Origin of the sequence: Rhodovulum sulfidophilum DSM 1374 (genome assembly GCF_001633165.1) — a bacterium.
GTDB lineage: Bacteria > Pseudomonadota > Alphaproteobacteria > Rhodobacterales > Rhodobacteraceae > Rhodovulum > Rhodovulum sulfidophilum.
Genome location: NZ_CP015418.1, coordinates 1,475,762 through 1,495,063, shown reverse-complemented (window position 1 = coordinate 1,495,063; position 19,302 = coordinate 1,475,762). Strand labels below are relative to the sequence as shown.

The window sequence follows — 19,302 nt, the reverse complement described above, 5'->3', positions numbered from 1 at the left end:
CCGCCCGATGCCTCTTTCCCCTGCCCCACCGTCACTGGCCCGGCGCGCAGCCCTGCCGGCCGCCTTTGCAGCGCTGAGCCTTGCCTCGCTTCTGATAGGGGCGAAGGATATCGGGATCGGCTGGATTTTCGATCCGTCGCCCGAGGCGCTGCTGGTCCTGACCGCCAGCCGCCTGCCCCGGCTGATCGCGCTGGTGCTGACCGGCATGGGGCTGGCGATCAGCGGCGTGATCCTGCAGCAGATCCTGCGCAACCGCTTTGCCGAGCCCGCCACCACCGGCGGCATGGAGGCGGCCAAGCTCGGCATCCTGGTGGCGCTGACGCTGTTTCCGGCCGCAGCACCGCTGCTGCGGATGGGCGTTGCGATGCTGTTCTGCCTCGCCGCCAACCTGATCTTTGTCGCGATCCTGCAGCGCATCCGCTTTCGCGATGCCGTGCTGGTGCCGGTGATCGGGCTGATGTTCGGCGCCGTGCTGGGCGCGCTGGCCGAGTTCTACGCCTTCAGCCGCAATATGCTGCAAAGCATGCAGGGCTGGATGCTGGGGGATTTCTCGCGCATCGTGCAGGGCCATTACGAGATGATCTACCTTGTCCTGCCGGTGGTCGCGCTGACCTATGTCTTTGCCCGCCGCTTCACCGTGCTGGCGATGGGGCAGGACATGGCCGAGAGCCTCGGGCTGGGCTATCGCGGCATGGTCGCGCTGGGCCTGACGCTGGTTTCCGCCACCGTCGCGGCCACCGTGATCACCGCCGGCGCCGTGCCCTTCGTCGGGCTGGTCGTGCCCAATCTGGTGACGCTCTGGCGCGGCGACAATCTGCGGCATACGCTGCCCACGGTCGCGCTGAGCGGCGGCTGCCTGCTGCTCTTCTGCGATATCCTGGGCCGGATCGTGATCTACCCCTACGAGGTGCCGCTGGGGCTGACCGTGGGCGCTGTCGGCGGCGCCATCTTCCTGCTGTTGATCCTGCGCCGGCCGGCATGAGGCACGGCCTTGTCCTCGCGGCGCTGGCCGCCCTGGCGCTGCTCTATCTCGGCTGGGGCACGGGCTTTGCGCCGGGCTTCTTGCTCAGCCGACGCCTGATCCGGCTGGGCGCGATGGCGGTCGGCGGCACCGGCATCGCGATGGCCTCGATCCTGTTCCAGACCGTCGCCCGCAACCGCATCCTGACGCCCGCCATCATGGGCTACGAGGCGGCCTATCTGCTGCTTCAGGCACTTCTGGTCCTGGCGCTGGGCACGGCCAGCCTGCGGCTGCTGGGCGATCTCGGCAATATGGCCCTGTCGCTGGCGCTGATGCTGGGCTGGTCTCTGGCGCTGCATGGCCTGCTGTTCCGGGACGAGCGCAACAGCATGCACCGGATGCTTCTGATCGGCCTGGTGCTCACGCTCACGCTGACCAGCATCACCCAGTTCGTCCAGTTGCAAATAAGCCCCGGCGAATTCGCGGTGCTGCAAAGCTTCGCGTTGATCTCCCTCGACGGGATTTCGCCGAACCGGCTTGCCATCTCGGCCGTCGCGGTCCTCGCGGCCGGGGCCATCGCCCTGCGCCGCGCCGCGATCTGGGATGTCATGGCGCTGGGGCGGGATCAGGCGCTGTCGCTCGGCCTCGATCACCCGCGCGAGGTGCGGCTCTGCCTGACGCTGATCGCCGTGTTCGCCGCCGCGACCACAAGCCTGATCGGCCCGTCCGCCTTCATGGGCATCTTCATCGCCAATATCGCCTATGCGCTGACAGGCGGCTTTCGCCACCGCCGGACCCTGCCCGCGGGCAGCCTCGTCGCGGTCGCCATGCTGCTGATCGCCGAGCTGATGGTGCAGCATCTGTTCCGCTTCGGCACCACGGTCGGCATCCTGATCAACCTGATCTGCGGTGGATATTTCCTGTTCCTCATCCTGCGCCGCGCCGGGAGACCCGCATGATCACCGTCACCGAGCTATCGAAGACCTATGGCGACAAGCCCGTCCTGAGCGGCGTCACCGCCGGGATCCCGCGCGGTCGGCTGACCTCGCTGATCGGGCCCAACGCCGCCGGCAAGAGCACGCTGCTGATGCTGATGGCCCGGCTTCTGCGCCCCAGCGGCGGACAGGTCAGGCTTGCCGGAACGCCGGTCGGCGACATCGCCCCCGACAGATACGCCCGTCAGGTCGCGACACTGCGCCAGGCGCCCGGTCTCGACCTCAGGCTCAGCGTCGAGGATCTGGTGGCCTTCGGACGGTTTCCCTACAGCCGCGGCAGGCTGAGCCGGGAGGATCGCGCGGCCATCGACCGGGCCCTGGCCTTCCTGTCGCTGGACGAGCTGCGGCACAGGAATATCGACGAGCTCAGCGGCGGACAGCGGCAACTGGCCTATCTCGCAATGACCGTCGCGCAGGAAACCGAATGCCTGCTGCTCGACGAGCCCCTGAACAATCTCGACATGCATCACGCGGTCGAGATCATGCGCGCCCTGCGCCAGCTTTGCGACGACCTGGGCCGCACCGTCGTGCTGGTCATTCACGACATCAATTTCGCCGCCAACTATTCGGACCATATCCTGGCGCTGAAGGATGGCAGGCTGGCCTGCAGCGGCCCGGTCGCCGAGATCGTGACCGAGGACCGCCTGCGCGCGCTTTACGACCTCGACTTTCAGGTGCTGCGCAACGGCGACAGCGTGCTGTGCAACTACTTCACCCCCCGTCACAGGAGATGATCATGCCCGTCCCGTCGCTTGCCACCAGGCTCGGCCTGCCCTCGGCCCTTGCCGCGCTGATCTTCGGAGCCGCCGCCCCGGCAGAGGCCGACACGGCCGCCTCCACCCCCTTCGCACCGATGACGCTTGCGCATGATCTGGGCGAGACCGTGCTCGAACACCGGCCCGAGCGCGTGGCGGCGCTGGGCATGAACGATCTCGATTTCCTCGACAGTCTTGGCGTGCCGGTCGCGGGGATCCCGAAGGATTTCGTGCCGCATTTCCTGTCCGCCTATGCCGACGACCCGCAAATCCGCGATCTCGGTTTCATCGTGAAGCCCAACATCGAACAGATCTACGCGCTGCAGCCCGATCTGGTGCTGATGTCGCCGCTGCAGGCCGAACATTACCGGGAGATCTCGAGCTTCGCCCCCGTGCTCTATTTCGACGTGGATTACCGCAACAGCGCCACCGGGCATCTCGATGCGGTGAAGGACCATTTCCTGACGCTGGGCAAGATCTTCGGCAAGGAAGAAGCCGCCCGAGAAGGCGTCGCCGCGCTGGACCGCCAGGTCGCCCGACTGCGCGACGAGATCGCCGACCGCCCCGAGAAAGCGCTGATCCTGCTCTACAATAACGGGGCCTTCAGGTCCTTCGGCCAGCGCTCGCGCTACGGCTTCGTCTTCTCCGATCTCGGCGTGACCCCGGCCGGGGAGGCTTCGGAAACCGAACTGCACGGCCGGCCCGTCACGAGCGAATTCATCGAGGCGGCCGATCCCGACATCCTGTTCATCATCGACCGCACGGCCGTGATGGAACACCGGCCGGTGCTGACCCGCGACCAGATCGCCAACCCGCTGCTCGAAAGCACCGCCGCCTGGGCAAATGACCGGGTGATCTTCGCCGATCCGGAAGCCTGGTATGTCACCGCCGCCGGTCCGACCTCGCTCTCGATCATCATCGACGAGTTGCGGGAGGGGTATCGGCGCCGCTAGGCCGTTTTGAGGGCCCGCCGTCTGACGCCTGAACCGGAGCAAGGCAGCGAGGCGCCCCGCCATCATGGACCACAGGGACATGTTGCCGGAGCCCCGGCGATGGCGCGCCTCCCTTGTTCTCGACCGACCCGGTCATCGTCCTCGTCGCCCAGGGGATCAGGTCTCGCAATCCGCGCCTACCCTCAGAAGGGCGGCGACCGCCGGCGGCATCGACGGCCCCGCGCGGCTAGGACACTGTCTGGCCACGCCATCTGCTGAGGATCAAGGGCGAAGCGGGATCGTTTCCCTTGAGATGGCGCCCTGCGGACAGACAGCCGCGTTTTCCAACAGCCTCCGCAGGAAACCATCCTTGCTCCCGGAAACAGAGGTCAGCGCCCGGCACAGCATCCGACGGTTCCGGACAGACAGCGGTCCGGACAGCACGCGCCACGTAATATGGCGCGTGCTTTCAGTTCAGCGGGACCGGATATGCGTTTCCCAGTGCTTGTGGAGCCTTTCGACATTGCCGCTTGTCAATATCGGCATCGCGACCCGCAGCTGGTCGTCGGACCACTCCCACCACCGCAGGTCGAGCAACAGCGCGATGCGGTCGTCCTCGAACCTCTTGCGGATGATCCGGGCCGGGTTGCCACCGACGATGGCATAGGGCTCGACATCGCGCGTCACCACGGCGCGGGTGCCGATCACCGCCCCGTCGCCGATCGTCACCCCGGGCATGATGATCGCCTCGGCCCCGATCCAGACGTCATTGCCGATGACCGTATCGCCCGCAGGCCTGTACCCGTTCTCGGCCCCTTCGAATGCCGGAACCTCCGACATCCAGTAGAAGGGAAAGGTGCTGATCCAGTCGTTCCTGTGGCCCTGATTGCCCGCCATGACGAAGGCCGCGCCCGATCCGATGGAACAGAAGCTGCCGATCACGAGGCGATCGACACCCTCGTCGGGCAGAAGGTAGCGGGCACAGTCATCGAAGCTGTGGCCATGATAGTAGCCCGAATAGTAGCTGTAGCGGCCGACCAGGATGTTCGGGTTGCCGACCTGTTTGTCGAGCGTCACCCCGCGAAAGGGGCTTTCGAAGAAGTTTTGCATGTTCAGTTCTCTGAAGGGATGTGAAGCTTGCGCAGATGCACGGAACCTGCGCAGTCGCGACAGGCGCTGCGCTGAAGTCCCGAGACCTCGGGACCTTATTCAGATGGTTCGGTCGGCAGACTTCACGTGGTTCCCCTTTCAGGATACCGCTTCCGCTGTCCTGTATCCGGACCCCGGCGCGCGTGCAAACAGACGATTGGCCGATAGCGGCCCGGCCGCCGCGCTCATCGCGACAAGGCGGGCCATTGCACGACAACCGCGCCGATCAGCACCAGCACCGTTCCGACGAGGCGCGAGGCGTCGATGGGCCGCGAGGCCAGTCCGACACCGCCGATCCAGTCGATCAGCAAAGCCGCGACGACCTGACCGGCGATCACCGCGATCATGAAACTCGCGGCCCCCAGCTTCGGCATCAAGAGGATCGCGGAGGTCACGTAGACCGCCCCGGCAATGCCGCCGATCCAGATCCATTTCGGCTGCCCGGCCAGCCCGCCAAGGCTCGGCAGCGGCACGCGCAAGGCCATCAGGATCGGGGCGATACAAAGAACGCTGACCGCAAGCGAGGCCAGTGTCGCCCAGAGCGGATGGCCGAGCGCGCGCCCGAGGGCAGCATTGGCGCCGCCCTGAAAGGGAACGGCGGCACCGGCGAACACGGCAAAGACGATGAGAAGGACGAGCGGCATGGGGGGACCTTTCCGATTTTTCCTTCATCTGCCGCATCATGGGAAGAATTTGAAATTCGACCTGAATGCTGTGATATGCAGTCCATGCATAATTTGCGCAACGTGGATCTGAACCTTCTTGTCGTGCTCGACGCGCTCCTGGCCGAGCGCCACCTGTCGCGCGCGGCAGAACGCCTGAACATGAGCCAGCCCGCCGTCAGCCATGCGCTCGCCCGGCTGCGGATCCTGCTTGATGATCCCCTGTTCCATCGGCGCAGGCGCGAGATGGAGCCCACGCTTCGCGCTCTCGAGCTGTCGGAGCCGCTGGCAGAAGCGCTGGCGCAGATCCGGACCGTGCTTGCGCCGGAGGGGTTCGACCCGACCGGGCGTCATGTCTTTCGCCTGGCAATGTCCGATTTCGGGGCGGCGCTGGTGCTTCCCGTCCTGATGGCATCCCTGCGCCGGGACGCGCCGGGCATCGATCTGGTCGTCACCCAGCAAAGCCGCGAGAGCATGATCGGTGCGGTGGCGGATGGCCAGATCGACATGGCCTTCGGGGTCTTCCCCGAGCTGTCATCGCGCTGCGCCGCCGATATCCTGTTCGAGGATGAGTATGCCTGCCTGCTCGATCCTTCCGCCCAGCCTCAGCCCTATCGCGGCCTGACGGAAAGCCGGTACTTGTCCGCGCCCCATGTCCTTGTGGCGGTCCATGGCGAGGCGGCGACCGAGATCGATCTTCACCTGCGTTCGCATCGCAAGGCCCGGCGTATCGCGCTGGTTCTTCCGCATTGGAGCGTGGCACCGCAGGTCATTCGCGGCACCGACCTGATCCTCACTGTCGCGCGCCGATGTCTGTCGGAGGTTGCGCCCGGCCTCGAGGTGACCGCGACGCCGGTCGATCTGCCCACCATCCCCTTCGCCGCGATCTATGCCAAGCGCCGCCGCTCCGATCCGGCGCTACGCTGGCTCATGGGCAGAACGAAGCAGCTCCTGTCCCCACAGGACGGGTCCTTTCCCATATAACCGGCGCAGAACGCCCGTCATCTCCGCGCTCCGGCATGTCCAATGGCCCTTCAGGAGGATCCGCTTCTCCGATGGAGACAACGCGCCCGGAAGGCCATGGTCGAGCCGACCCGGGACCTACGCTGCGGGCCACATAGGCGCCCGGTTCGGGGCGACCCCGGCTCTGAACCGCAAGCCACCCGACCGACGGTCTCGGGCCGGGCCCACCCCGATGCCGCACCGGATGCGACCGCCTCCTATGGGCTGGCCTCGCTCTGACGCAGCGCCATGGCATCGGCCGCCGGCCCGCAGTCGAGGACGAAAGGCCGAAGCGGAAATTAAAGACCTGCCCGATCGGCTGTTTTCACATCGACATCACGGAAATTCGTTCGGGAGAAGGGCAATCCCACCTGTTCGTCGCAATTGCCAAAGCTCGAAAGACGCTTTCGTCGGGCGTCACCGGAAGGCCGAAAATCTGGCGACCGCGCAATGCCTCGGAAATCCCATCGCGGCGCTGCCATATTGCTCTCATCGATCAAGAAATTGGAATGCCATTTGTCCGGATGACAATGGCGAAGGGCGTGCAACTCACCAATCGCCCGCAGGATCGCCGCGCAATGGCGCAGTTTCCCGGCAGTGGCCGCGAAGAGACCCGCGTCAAGCACCAGCCCCACATACAACCAATTGCCTTTGCGGCGAAAACCCAAGACTTTTCCCAAGCGCCAGTCAGATCGAGGGGCTGAACCTCTCGGTCGAGGACGCTGAGGTCGGGAGGCCCCATCACGCCACGAAGGCAGCCCCGCAATGCCCCTCGGCGCTGCCATGCTCGCCTGTCGCGACGCCTGACGACGCTGAAGGGCCTGAGGCGATTCGAATTCATCTGCCCAACCCGTACAAAAGAGCCAGGACGGTGCAATTCAGATCTGCCGCATCGCGGCTGGAAGGGAACAGCTGAGATTACATATCCCCAGTCTGCAAGAGGTTCGCACAGCATAGCAGGCATCTACATTCCCACATTTCCTTTTTCTGAATAATTGATCCGTTCCCGCCGACCGATAACAGGGCGTCGGCAGATACCCGCCAGATTGCCACTCCCGCAAAAATACAATCTTGAAGAGAATGCGCATCTGTGCGCCAATTGCTCCGTTGGAATAGTCATATGCTATCCCCAAAAGACTCGGCCCATCCCAATACCTCCTTTTAGCGGACCAGAGCCGAATGATCAGCCGACAAACTTCCGGATCTGAAATCCTAGCCGTCTCCGAAACCTGCGTGACCGGCTATTCGGCGATCCTGCCCGGCGCCGATGGGCTCGACGCGGTCTGGCAGGTGCTGAGCGAAGGCCGCTGCACGATTTCGGACATGCCCGAGGATCGCTGGAGCGCGGCGCGCTGGCTCTCGCCCGAGCCGGGGCTGGCCGGGCACAGCTATACCCGCCGCGCCGGGATCGTCGCCGGCGCCTTCGACTTCGACGCGGGCTGCTTCGGCATCACGCCCCGCGAGGCCGAACAGATGGACCCGCAGCAGCGGCTACTGATCGAGGTGACGGCGCGGGCCTTCGACCATGCCGGGATAGATCCTGCGGCCGTCGAGCCCGACCGCGTGGGTGTCTTCATCGGCGCGGCCTCGCTCGACCATTCGACGACCATGCTGCAGGACCCGCAGATGGCCGGGCCGCAATACATGCTGGGCAATACCGGCTCGATCATGGCCAACCGTATTTCGCATCAGTGGAACCTGCAGGGGCCGAGCTACATCGTCGACACCGCCTGTTCCTCGGGGCTGTTCGCGCTGGATCACGCCCGCCGCGCCATCGGCTCGGGCCAGATCGACATGGCCATCGTCGGGGCCGTCAACCTGCTGATGTCACCGATGCCCTTCGTCGGCTTCTCGCAGGCGGGAATGCTGTCGCCGCAGGGGCTCTGCCGGGCCTTTGCAAAGGGGGCCGACGGCTATGTCCGCAGCGAAGGCGCGGTGGCTTTCGTGCTCGAGCGGCTGGACAGCGCGCGGGCGGCCGGGCGCCGGGTGCGCTCGGTCCTGGTCGCGACTTCCGTCAATGCCGCCGGGCGCACCCCCGGCATCGCGCTGCCCTCGGCCGACCGGCAGGCGGCGCTGATCGAGGCGGCGCTGACCGAGGGCGGCTACGACCCGGAGGCGCTGGCCTTCGTCGAGGCGCATGGTACCGGCACCGCGGTCGGCGACCCGCGTGAGGCCGACGCCATCGGCCGGGTCTATGGCCGCCGCCGCGCCCTGCCGTTGCCGATCGGCTCGGCCAAAAGCAATTTCGGCCATCTCGAACCCGCCTCCGGACTTGTCGGACTGCTGAAGGCGCAGCTGGCGCTCGAACGGCAGACGATCCCGGCAACGCTGCATTGCGACGAGCCGAACCCGGACATCGACTTCGCCGGGCTCAATCTCGATGTGGCGCGCTCGGCCCGGGCGCTGCCCGCCGCCGACAGGCCCTGGCTTGCGGCGGTCAACTCCTTCGGCTTCGGCGGCGCCAATGCCCATGCGGTGATCCGCCAGCCCCGGCCCGACGAGAATGTCCCCGTCGCCGCCGCGGGCGAGCTCCCGCCCGCGCTGCTGCTCTCGGCGGCCAACGAGACCACGCTGGCGAACCTCGCCCGGTCCTGGCTGACGCTGGCCGAGACGGCTCCGGCCGATCTGGGCGCGCGCATCGCCACCGCGAACTGGCGCCGCGCGCGCCATCGCCACCGGCTTTGCCTCGCAGCGGGGCGTGCGGACGCGCTGGCGCAAGGGCTTGCCGACTGGCTTGAGGACCCCCGGCAGGCCGCACCCGGGGCGGCGGCCGAGACCGCCTTGCGCGATGCCCCCGTGGCCTTCGTCTATGCCGGAAACGGCGCCATGTGGGCCGGGGCCGCCCGGACCCTGATCGAGCGGGACCCCACCTTCCGTACCGCCTTCAACGACATCGCCGACGCCTTCGCCGGCGAGGGGATCGCGGGGCTGGCCGAGGCGCTGGCCGATCCCGATCTCGAGGCGCGGCTCGGCGAGGCCGAACTGGCGCAGCCGCTGACCTTCGCGATCCAGGTCGCCCTGACCGAGGCTCTGGCCGAGGCCGGGCTCCGGCCCGACGCCGTGCTGGGCCATTCGATGGGCGAGGTCGCAGCGGCGATCGCGGCTGGACGGATCGCGCGCGAAGACGGAATCCGCATCATCGCGCAGCGTTCCCGCGCCTTCGAGCCCTTGCGCGGCAAGGGGGGCATGGCCGCTTTCGCCGCCTCCCGCGCCCAGATCGAGGCGCTGATCGAGACCGAACGGATCGCCGCCGAGATCTCGGCCGAAAACGCCCCCGACAGCGTCACCGTCAGCGGCAGCGACGACGCTTTGAAGGCGCTGACGCGCATCGCCCGCGCGCATCGCATCGCCGGCCGCATCCTGCCGATCCCCTATCCCTATCATTCCGCCGCGGTCGAGACGCTGCGGCCCGCGCTGACCCGCGGTCTGGCCCGGATCGCGCCCCGGGATGGCAGCGTGCCGTTCTATTCGGGCTGGGACGGCTCCCGCTATGACGCCCCGCTCGACGGGGTCTACTGGTGGCGCAATGCCCGCCTGCCGGTCGCCTTCCGCGCGGGCGTGCAGGCGATGGCAGAGGACGGCATCCGCGTGTTCGTGGAAATCTCGCCGCGCACGGTGCTGCGCAGCTATCTGCGCGACACGCTGGCCGAGCTCGATTGCGAGACCCGGGTGCTGGAAAGCCTCGACAGCGCCCGCGCCGAAGCCCGCGATGCGGGCACAATCGCCCGCGCGGCGCTGGCGGCAGGCGGCGCGACCGATCGCGCCCGCATCCTCGGCCCCGAGCAGCCGGTGGCCGACGGCCTGCCCGACTACCCCTTCGACCGCCAGACCTACCGGCTCGACAGCCCGGTCGCGACCGACATCTTCCACCGCCGCCCGCAGCACCCGTTTCTGGGCACAAGGCTTCGGCCCGACAGCGCCGAATGGCAGGGTGAAATCGCGCTGGCACGCACCCCCTGGCTGGGCGATCACCGGGTCGGCGGACGGGTGCTGCTGCCCGCCACCGCGATGGTCGAGATGTTCGCCCATGCCGGTTGCGAAATCCTGAAGACCGAGGAGATCGAGCTTCGCGACGTCGAGTTCCTGCGTCCGCTCGAGCTGCCCGAGAAGGGCATCGTAGAGGTCCGGCTGGTGCATGAACCCACGGCCCGCCGGATGCGGATCGAGGCGGGCGGGCCGCGCGGCTGGACGCCGGTGGCCGTTGCCCGCCTGTTCAGCGCGACCGCCGCCCGGCCCGCGCCGGTGACCGCGCCCGAGGCGATGGGCGAGGCCGAGCCGCTTTATGCCGGGCTGCGGGCGGCGGGGCTCGATTACGGCCCCGATTTCGCGCGGGTGACGGTGCTCGACCGCGACGGCACGGCAGTGCGGACGACGCTGGCCCCGCGCGACGGGACCGAGGGCTTCCGCTTCGACCCCGCTGTGGCCGATGCCGGGCTGCATGGCGCCGTGCTTCTTTTCGGCGGCCGGGACGGCGACGATCGTCTGAGGGTGCCCGCCCGGATCGCCAAGGTGCGGCTCTGCGGCCGCGGCCGGATCGTCTGTGCCCGGCTGACCGCGGCGGGCGGCTGGGACGAAAGCCTCGCCTTCGACACCGTGCTGGCCGATGCGACCGGCACCGCGCTTCTGTCCTTCGAGGGCATGCGGCTGCGGCCGCTGCCGGCCGGAACCGCGACCGCGCACGACTTCTGGGACGAACGGCTGGTCCCGCTGACGGGCGACGGGGCCGCGACCGCCCTGCGGGCCGCCAAGGCGCTCTGCGGCACGACCGAGACCGCCAGCGATGCCGACGTGCTGCGCGCCGCGCTGGGCAGCCGCCTGGCCTGGGATCTTCTGGCCGAGGGTGCCGCTCCCTCCGACCCGCGCCAGGAGGCCGCGCGCCGCTGGATGGTCGCGGCCGGACATGACCGGAGCCGCGATGTCCGCGCGCCGGACCTGCCCTCCGACTGTCCTTGGCCCACGGCCGACGCCCTGCTGACGATGTTGCCCGAAGTGGCGCCCGGCGCCTCGGCCGAGCTGAAATCGGCGCTCGCCGCTGCGGCCGGAGAGGACCGCCCGGCCGACCCGCTGCCGCAGGCCGCGCGGACGCTGGAAACCCTGCTGGACAGCGCGACACCGCTCGGCCGGATCGCGCTTGCGGGCCTGCCGGATCTCGGCCTCGTGGCCGCGGCGCTGCGGGCGGCCGGTCACGTCACCGTCCTGGCCGAGGACAAGGACGCGCTCGACCGGCTGCGGGCAAGGCTCGATACCGGGTTGCCGCTGCGCTTTCTGGCACTGACCGAAGCCGGGACTGCCGATGCCGTCGACCTGGTGCTGGGCTGCTGCCTCTCGCAGGGCTTCGCCCAGCGCGAAAGCGCCGGACGGCTCGCGGCCCTGGTGGCGCCGGGCGGCGCGCTGATCGCGGCCGAGGAAGCGCCCGACCTTTTCGCGCTGATGACGCGGCGCCACCGCGATGCCGACGCGCTCGACCGGCTCGAACATGCGCTGCATGCCGCCGGGCTCGATACCGTCGGCGCTCCGACCAGCGGCTCCGAGGCGCTGAGGCTGATCCGCGCCACCCGCCCGGCACGCCGCGCCGCGCCCCGGCCCGAACTCCGGATCACCGGCAGCGGCCCGCTGGCCGAGGCGCTGCGCGCGCTGCCGCAGGGCAGCGAGGCGGCCGTCGCCCTTCACTGCGCGGTGCCCGAGGAGGGCGATCCTCTGGCCGCGGCGCGGATCTTTCGCGCCCTTCCCGACACCGACGGAACGCTCTGGATCGCGGTCGCGGAGACCGGGCGCTGGGAAGAGCTGACCGGCTGGCGCCGGGTGGTGGCGAACGAGACCGGCCGCGACATCCGCCTGATCTGCGCTGCCCCGGGCGTGGAGGCCGAACGGATCGCGGCCCTGGCCGCCACCTCGCCCGAGACCGAGATCCGGCTTACGGCGACCGGCGCCGCGACGCCCCGGGTGGTGCCGGTGCGCCCGCTCTCTGCCGAGACCGGGCCCCGCCGCCTGGTGGCAGACCGCCGCGGCGTGGCGCTTGACGGGCTGGTCTGGCAGACGCCGCCCGCCCGCGCCCTGCAACCGAGCGAGATCGAGATCGAGGCGGTGGCCTCGGGGCTCAATTTCCGCGACGTGATGTGGGCCCAGGGCCTGCTGCCGCCCGAGGCGCTCGAGGCCGGTTTCTCCGGCCCCTGCCTCGGCATGGAATGCGCGGGCACGGTTCTGCGCGCGGGGGTCCAGGCCGGGTTGAAGCCCGGCGACCGGGTGATCGCGATGGCGCCGCATGCCATGGCCAGCCGGGTCATCACCCGGGCCGAGGCGGCGATGCCCCTGCCCGATACGGTCGATCCCGAAGCCGCGGCCGGGCTGCCGGTGGTCTTCGTCACCGCCGATTACGCGCTGACCGAAGTGGCGCGGCTCGCGCCCGGCGAAACGGTTCTGGTGCATGGCGGCGCGGGCGGCGTCGGACTTGCCGCGCTGCAGGTCGCCCGGCGGCTGGGCGCGCGGGTCTTCGCCACGGCGGGCAGCCCGGCCAAGCGGCGGCTGGTCGCGGCAATGGGCGCCGAGGCGGTGTTCGACAGCCGCAGCCTCGGCTTCGAGGACGAGGTGATGGCCGCGACCGGCGGGCGCGGGGTCGATGTGGTTCTGAACTCGCTGGCCGGCGAGGCGATGGAGCGCTCGCTGGCCTGCCTGGCGCCCTTCGGCCGCTTCGTCGAACTGGGCAAGCGCGATCTCTACGAGAACAACACGATCGCGCTGCACGCCATGCGCAACAATATCGGCTTTCACGCCGTCGATGCCGACCAGCTGCTGCTGCACCGGCCCGATGCGGCGCGGCGCACGCTGGCGCGGCTGCGCGATGCCTTCGCCGAGGGCGTCTACCAGCCGCTGCCGGTCACCGCCTACCCGGCCGAGGACGTGGCCGAGGCGATCCGCTCGATGCAACGCGCGGCCCATGTCGGCAAGATCGTGCTGCGCGCGCCGCAAGAGCATGACGCGCCCCGTCCGGCGGCCGCGCCGATCCGGGGCGGCTGGCTGGTGGTGGGCGGCACCCGGGGCTTCGGTCTTGAAACCGCCCGCTGGCTGGCAACGCAGGGGGCCGAGCATCTCTGGCTGATGAGCAAGAGCGGCGCGGTCGCGCCCGGCACGCTCGACGGGCTCGGCACAGCGGCCGAGGCGCTGGCCTGCGACGTGGCCGATGCCAATGCGCTCGACGCCGCGCTGACGCGGATCCGGTCGGCAGAGGTTCCCCTGCGCGGCGTGGTCCACGCCGCCGCGATCTTCGACGACGCGCCGCTGGCCGATCTCGACGAGGCGCGGCTTTCGGCGGTGCTGACGCCGAAGCTTGTCGGCGGGCAGGTGCTTGACCGGCTGACACGGACCGATGCGCTCGATCATTTCTGGGTCTTCAGCTCCATCGCGGCGCGCTTCGGCAACCCCGCACAGGCGCCTTATGTGGCGGCCAACCGGGGGCTCGAGGGCCTTGCCCGGGCCCGGCGCGAGGCCGGACTGCCGGGTCTGGCCATCGCCTGGGGGCCGATTGCCGATGCGGGGTATCTGGCGCGCGAGACGGGGCTGCGCGAGGCACTGGCCCGGCGCCTGCCGCCGATGACGACCGCGGCCGCGCTGGAGCGGCTGGGCCGGGCACTGGCGGCCGGGGCCTGCGGCCCGACCCTGACCGTCGCGCCAATGGACTGGTCGCGGATGGCCGGCACGCTGCCGGTGCTGGACACGCCGCTGTTCGATCTGATCGACATCCGCGCCAGCGCCAGCGGCCCCGGCCTCTTCGATCTTGACGAGCTCCTGCGCAGCAAGGGACCGAAAGAGGCCCGCAAGGTGCTGACCCGGCTTCTGGTCGAGGAGGCGGCGCAGCTGATGCGCGCGGCTCCGGGCGATATCGACCCGCGCCAGCCGCTGGAGCTGATGGGCTTCGACAGCCTGATGGCGATCAATCTGCGCATGGCCGTCGAAGAGCGTCTCGGCGCGAATGTGCCGGTGATGTCGATCGACGACGGGCTGACGCTGGCCGGGCTCGTCAACCGGATCATCGAGGCCGGCGGCGCCCCCGGGGCCGAGGCCGGAGACGCGATGGTCGAAGAGATGGCCCGTCGCCACCTGGCCGACGGCACGCTGGGCGAAGACCGTCTGGAGCAGATCCGCACCCTGTCCCAAGGCAGAACGGGAGGCCGCTGAGATGCCCGGCACACGCGACACGCTCGACCGCCTGCGCGCCCTTCATGTCGGCACGCCCCGCAATGTGGCGGCGCCGAAACCGGCCGCCGCCGGATCGGGCCGGGCCGATTTCACCACCCATCCGGCCTATCGCCAGGTCGCCGTGGCCCAAAGTGCTGCGCGCGCGCTCGAGCTCGAGAACCCGTTCTTCCGCGAGACCCATGCCCTCGAGGGCACGCGGGTCCGGATCGGCGAGCGCTGGGTCGAGAATTTCTCGGGCTATGACTATCTTTCGATCAATGGCGATCCCAGGCTCGCCGCGGCGGTCGGTGCGGCGGTGGCTGAATTCGGTGTCTCGGCACGGGCCTCGCGGCTGGTCGGCGGCGATCTCAGCCTGCACCGGCAGCTGGAAACCGGGCTGGCCCGGTTTCTCGGCACCGAGGCGGCGCTGGCGACGGTCTCGGGCCATGCCACCAACCTGGCGGCGATCCGCACCCTGACCGGCCCGGGCGATGTGGTCCTGGTCGACAGCTTTGCCCATAACTCGGTCTTCGAGGGGCTGCGCGCCTCGGGCGCCGATCACGTCTCGCTGCCCCATAACGACAGCGCCTGGCTGGAAGACTGGCTGTCGCGCAACCGCGAGCGCTATGACCGCGTGCTGATCGTGGTCGAGGGGCTCTACTCGATGGATGGCGACATTCCCGACCTGGCCGCGCTGGTCCGGATCAAGGACCGGTTCGAGGCCTGGCTTATGGTCGACGAGGCGCATTCGGTGGGGGTACTGGGGGCCACGGGACGCGGCCTCTGCGAAGAGGCCGGGATCGCGCCCGGGCAGGTCGATCTGCTGATGGGCACGCTGTCAAAGACCTTCTGTTCCTGCGGCGGGTTCCTCGCCGGATCGGAGGCCGTGATCGAGATCCTGCGCCATACCGCGCCGGGCTTCGTCTATTCGGTGGGGCTGTCGGTGCCCAACACCGCCGCGGCGCTGACCGCGCTCGAGATCCTCGAGGCAGAACCCGAACGGGTGGCCCGGCTGAAGGCGCGCTCGGCACGGTTTCTGGCGGCATCCGAAGCGGAGGGGCTCGATTGCGGGCTCGGCCAGGGCTTTGCGGTGGCGCCGCTGATCGTCGGCGACAGCCTGAAGGCGACGCTGGCCTCGAACCGGGTCTTCGAGGACGGGTTCCAGGCCTTTCCGATCATCGCCCCCGCGGTGCCCAACCAGAAGGCGCGGCTGCGCTTCTTCATCAATGCCGACAATTCCGAAGACGCCATCGACGCCGCCGTGGCCTCGGCCGCGGCCCGCATCCGGGAGGTCGGCGGTGCGCGCTTCTGAGCCCGGCCTAACCGCCCGCCGCCTCGTCGGGATCGGGCAGGATCTCGGCCCGGTAGCGGGCCATGATCCGGTCGGCCAGCGGCGCGGGCAGCCGTTCGCCCAGCCAGGCGCCGATAATCAGCGGCAGCGGAAAGGCGATGGTAGCCCGCCCGCGTTCGAGCCCGCGCGCGACGATCCGCGCCGCACGGGCGGGCGGCATCAGCATCGGCGCGGGGCCCTTCTGGCGGTCGGTCATCGGCGTGTCCATGAAGCCCGGAATGACGGTCGTGACCCCGACCCCGCTGCCCGCAAGGCTGCGTCTCAGCGCGGTAGCATAGGCCTGCAGCCCGGCCTTGGTGGCGCTGTAGGACAGAAGATCGCCATGCGGCGCGACCGCGGCCAGCGAACCGACAATGGCGATGCGGCCCCGGCGCCGCGCTTGCATCGCGGGCAGAAGCGCCTGCACCGCATGGATCGTCGCGGTCAGGTTGACGGCAATCACCCGCTCGGCCTGAACTTCTGGCTCGATACCGCCGCGATTGCCGGTCTTCACCCCGGCATTGGCGATCAGCAGATCGACCGGATGGGCGGCATCGAACTCCTGCAGGCAGCGGCTCAGCGCCGCGGTCTCGGTCAGCGGCACGGCTGCGGTCTCGACCTCGGCCCCGCGCGCGCGGGCGGCCCCGGCGGCCTCGGCCAGCCGCTGGGCGTCGCGCCCCATCAGCAGCATCCTGCGCCCCGGCGCGGCCAGTTCGGCAGCCAGCGCCCGGCCAAGACCGCCGCTGGCCCCGGTCAGAACCACGGATCGGATCGGATCGGTCATTGCGGTCTCTCCCCGGCGATGAAGCGGGCCAGCGCCTCGGCGCCCCGCTGCGCGTCGGGCCCGTCGAAGGCGCCCGGCACATGGTAATCATGGCGCAAAAACCGGCGGAACCGCTCGGCCTCGGCCGGATCGGGACGCGCGGGCACGGCCCAGAACGCATCGAGCCCGTCCGGATCTGTCAGCCCCGGCAGGTCATAGATGGCGCGGCCCAGAACCTTGACCGGCACCCCCGCAAGCAGCGCCGACAGCCCGACCGTGCTGTTGATGGTGACGATGCCCGCAAGCTTCGGGTACAGCGCCTCGACCCGACCGCCGGGAAAGACCGCGACCCGGTCGCCGATCCCCGCCGCCCGGGCCAGCCGCTCGGCGCGACGGTCCCAGCGCCGGAGCCCGTTATCGAGCGGGTGCTCCTTGATCGCCAGCAGCGCCCCGGCCGGGGCATGGGCCGCGAAAGAGGCCATGACCGCTGCCAGATCCTGATCCTGCGTCCGTCCGGTGCCGTGGTCGCGGAGCTGGAAATCGGTATCGAGCTGCAGCGGCACCAGGAAGACCGGCCCGGCATGGGCCGTGATCCGCGCCAGCGCCGCCTCGGTCTGACGGGCCCGGGACCGCGCCCGCAGCCCCTTGCCAACCCAACCGCGCCATTCGGCCCAGGGGCTGTCCAGCGCGTAATGCCGGTAGCGCGGATAGAAGACCGGCCCGAACAGCACATTGGCCAGGTGATAGGCCACGTCATAGGCGGCATAGCGCAGGAACGAGCCCGGCGCGGGCGCGGGCACCGGCAGCTCGGGGCGCGTGTCTGTCGTGGCTGCGAAAGCGTCCGGGATCGCCGAGCGACCGCCGGTGCCCCAGGCTTCGACCGAGATCAGTCCGGGGCGCAGATAGCCCTGTTCGACCACCCATGGCGTTATTCCGCCGGCAACCTTTGCCACCGAAACAGCGTTAACATGATATTTACGTCCGTCGCCAAGCATCACGAGATCGGTCGGCCTTTCGCGTGCGACGATATCGGCGAAAGCCTCGGCGAAGCGGTCTGCCGACCCGCGGCAGGCGATGTAACGACCGCATCCGGACGGCCAGTAAAGCCGGTCTCCCGGAGCAAGCCCGACACGCAGGACCTCGGCACCAAGCCCGCGGCAGGCCTGTGCAAGCTTACCGAAAAATGGCGACGAGGGTCCCTGAAGAAAGACGATCCTCCGGCCAGTCAGCGGAAAACGGGACCGAGACATTGACGCAGTTCCCAAGCCAGTTCGTCGCACCCAGAGGCCTGACGCCGCAAAAGCACGCGCGGGTTGTGGCATTCGATCACCGTGCATGCAAGGGCCGCGTGTTCCTGATGCTGCAGGGCCATCCCTCCGGTTTCTGGCGCGATCTCGCCGCCGGGCTCGAGGCCGACGGCCACCGCGTGGTCAAGGTCAATTTCGGGCTCGCCGACCGCATCTTCTGGGGCAGCCGCCCGGCCATCGATTTCCAGGGCGGACTGGAACGCTGGCGCCGCTTCGTGTTCCGCCTGATCGAACGCGAGGGCGTGACCGACATCCTGTATTATGCCGACCGCCTGCCCTATCACGCCATCGCGCTGGAAGAAGGCCGCAGGCTTCGCCGCCGCTGCTGGGCGATCGAATTCGGCTATCTGCGCCCCGACTGGCTGACGCTTGAACCCGAGGGCATGGGGGCGCTTTCGACCTTCCCCCGGACCAGACCCGAGATCGAGGCCATGGCCGAGGGCGTCGAGGCCCCCGACATGCGCAACCTCTATCCCTTCGGCTTCGGGGTCGAGGCCTTCAACGAGGTCAGCTTCGCATTGCTGCAAAGCTTCGGACGGCCATTCTACCCGCTGCATGTCTCGGACCGCCCCAACTGGCCCGCAATCGAATATCTGAGCTGGCTGCCCGAATTGCTGCGCGAGCGCCGCCGCAAGCGTGCGGCCCAGACGCTGATCGAGCGGCTGAAAACCGAGGCGACGCCGTTCAACCTGATCGCGATGCAGCTCGAGGTCGATTACCAGATCCGCGCCTCGTCGGATTACCCCGACCTGCTGACATTCCTCGACGAGACCATGGCCTCCTTTGCCGCCCATGCCCCGGCCGACCGGCATCTGGTGGTCAAGATCCATCCGCTCGACAGCGGGCTGGGGCGCTGGTTCTCGCGGGTGCCGCGGCTGGCCCGGCGCCATGGTCTTGCCAAACGGGTGCATGTGATCCGTGGCGGCGATCTCGGGGCGCTGATAAAGGGCTCGCAGGGGGTGGTGCTGGTCAATTCGACGGTCGGTATCCATGCGCTGCGGATGGGCATTCCGGTCTGCGCCATGGGCCAGGCGGTCTACGACCTGCCGGGCCTCACCCATCACCGCGGCATCGACCGGTTCTGGACCGCGCCCGAGCCGGTCGATAGCGACTATTTCCACAGCTTCGAACGAGCGCTGTCGACGATCCAGGTCAAGGGCTCGTTCTACAATGCCGATGGCCGCGCCGCCGCGATCGAGGAAATCCGCCGCCGCTTCATCCTCTGAGCCGGCCCGCCGGAGGCGTGCGAAAGCCCCGTCGGCGGGTCGGCCCCT

The 19,302-nt window shown here is 69.2% G+C and carries 13 protein-coding genes; 8 read left to right on the top strand and 5 right to left on the bottom strand.

The features are described from left to right. The first annotated feature begins 7 nt into the window (after positions 1-7). Genes A6W98_RS07095 through A6W98_RS07080 form a run of 4 tightly spaced genes read left to right on the top strand, consistent with a single transcriptional unit; the run spans position 8 to position 3,664 of the window. Positions 8-982: an ABC transporter permease gene (locus tag A6W98_RS07095; protein WP_081251828.1), complete on the top strand. Its 975-nt coding sequence runs from the start codon at positions 8-10 to the stop codon at positions 980-982. Then, positions 979-1,920 carry an iron chelate uptake ABC transporter family permease subunit gene (locus tag A6W98_RS07090; RefSeq protein WP_042459633.1) on the top strand — a complete coding sequence of 314 codons (942 nt, stop codon included), beginning with the start codon at positions 979-981 and terminating at the stop codon, positions 1,918-1,920. Before A6W98_RS07095 ends, A6W98_RS07090 begins: the two co-directional genes overlap by 4 nt. After that, a complete protein-coding gene (locus A6W98_RS07085; RefSeq protein WP_042459630.1) occupies positions 1,917-2,690 on the top strand; it encodes an iron ABC transporter ATP-binding protein in 774 nt (257 codons plus the stop codon). The genes A6W98_RS07090 and A6W98_RS07085 overlap by 4 nt, the downstream gene beginning before the upstream one ends. A 2-nt stretch (positions 2,691-2,692) precedes the next feature. After that, positions 2,693-3,664 carry a siderophore ABC transporter substrate-binding protein gene (locus A6W98_RS07080; protein WP_196760252.1) on the top strand — a complete coding sequence of 324 codons (972 nt, stop codon included), beginning with the start codon at positions 2,693-2,695 and terminating at the stop codon, positions 3,662-3,664. 453 nt (positions 3,665-4,117) lie between these two features. Here A6W98_RS07080 and catB read toward each other — a convergent pair whose 3' ends face one another. Both catB and A6W98_RS07070 read right to left on the bottom strand, forming a co-directional pair. Next, positions 4,118-4,753 carry a type B chloramphenicol O-acetyltransferase gene (gene catB / locus A6W98_RS07075; RefSeq protein WP_042459626.1) on the bottom strand — a complete coding sequence of 212 codons (636 nt, stop codon included), beginning with the start codon at positions 4,751-4,753 and terminating at the stop codon, positions 4,118-4,120. Between the two features lie 224 nt (positions 4,754-4,977). Beyond that, positions 4,978-5,436: a DMT family transporter gene (locus A6W98_RS07070; RefSeq protein WP_042459624.1), complete on the bottom strand. Its 459-nt coding sequence runs from the start codon at positions 5,434-5,436 to the stop codon at positions 4,978-4,980. Positions 5,437-5,520: 84 nt separating this feature from the next. Here A6W98_RS07070 and A6W98_RS07065 point away from each other — a divergent pair, with 84 nt between their 5' ends. Further along, positions 5,521-6,438: a LysR substrate-binding domain-containing protein gene (locus A6W98_RS07065; protein WP_042464710.1), complete on the top strand. Its 918-nt coding sequence runs from the start codon at positions 5,521-5,523 to the stop codon at positions 6,436-6,438. A 317-nt stretch (positions 6,439-6,755) separates the two neighbouring features. Here the strand turns inward: A6W98_RS07065 and A6W98_RS20945 are convergent, their stop codons facing one another. After that, entirely contained in the window at positions 6,756-7,136 is a 381-nt protein-coding gene (locus A6W98_RS20945) for a hypothetical protein (RefSeq protein ID WP_155734742.1), read from the bottom strand. A gap of 553 nt (positions 7,137-7,689) precedes the next feature. On the opposite strand from A6W98_RS20945, the gene A6W98_RS07060 reads away from it, so the two are divergent. Both A6W98_RS07060 and A6W98_RS07055 read left to right on the top strand, forming a co-directional pair. Next, complete coding sequence (locus A6W98_RS07060) at positions 7,690-14,628, top strand: type I polyketide synthase (protein ID WP_042459622.1); 6,939 nt, start codon at positions 7,690-7,692, stop codon at positions 14,626-14,628. Position 14,629: 1 nt separating this feature from the next. Next, positions 14,630-15,940 (top strand): aminotransferase class I/II-fold pyridoxal phosphate-dependent enzyme, encoded by a 1,311-nt coding sequence (locus tag A6W98_RS07055; RefSeq protein WP_052677961.1) that lies wholly within the window; start codon positions 14,630-14,632, stop codon positions 15,938-15,940. Between the two features lie 7 nt (positions 15,941-15,947). On the opposite strand, the gene A6W98_RS07050 is transcribed toward A6W98_RS07055, so the two are convergent. Together A6W98_RS07050 and A6W98_RS07045 are read right to left on the bottom strand one after the other, a co-directional pair. Further along, positions 15,948-16,742 carry an SDR family NAD(P)-dependent oxidoreductase gene (locus A6W98_RS07050; protein WP_042459620.1) on the bottom strand — a complete coding sequence of 265 codons (795 nt, stop codon included), beginning with the start codon at positions 16,740-16,742 and terminating at the stop codon, positions 15,948-15,950. Further along, positions 16,739-17,716, bottom strand: a complete 978-nt coding sequence (locus tag A6W98_RS07045) for a capsular biosynthesis protein (RefSeq protein WP_168161820.1) — start codon at positions 17,714-17,716, stop codon at positions 16,739-16,741. The genes A6W98_RS07050 and A6W98_RS07045 overlap by 4 nt, the downstream gene beginning before the upstream one ends. Positions 17,717-18,078: 362 nt before the next feature. On the opposite strand from A6W98_RS07045, the gene A6W98_RS07040 reads away from it, so the two are divergent. Next, positions 18,079-19,254, top strand: a complete 1,176-nt coding sequence (locus A6W98_RS07040) for a capsule biosynthesis protein (protein WP_231098436.1) — start codon at positions 18,079-18,081, stop codon at positions 19,252-19,254. Positions 19,255-19,302: the final 48 nt, after the last annotated feature.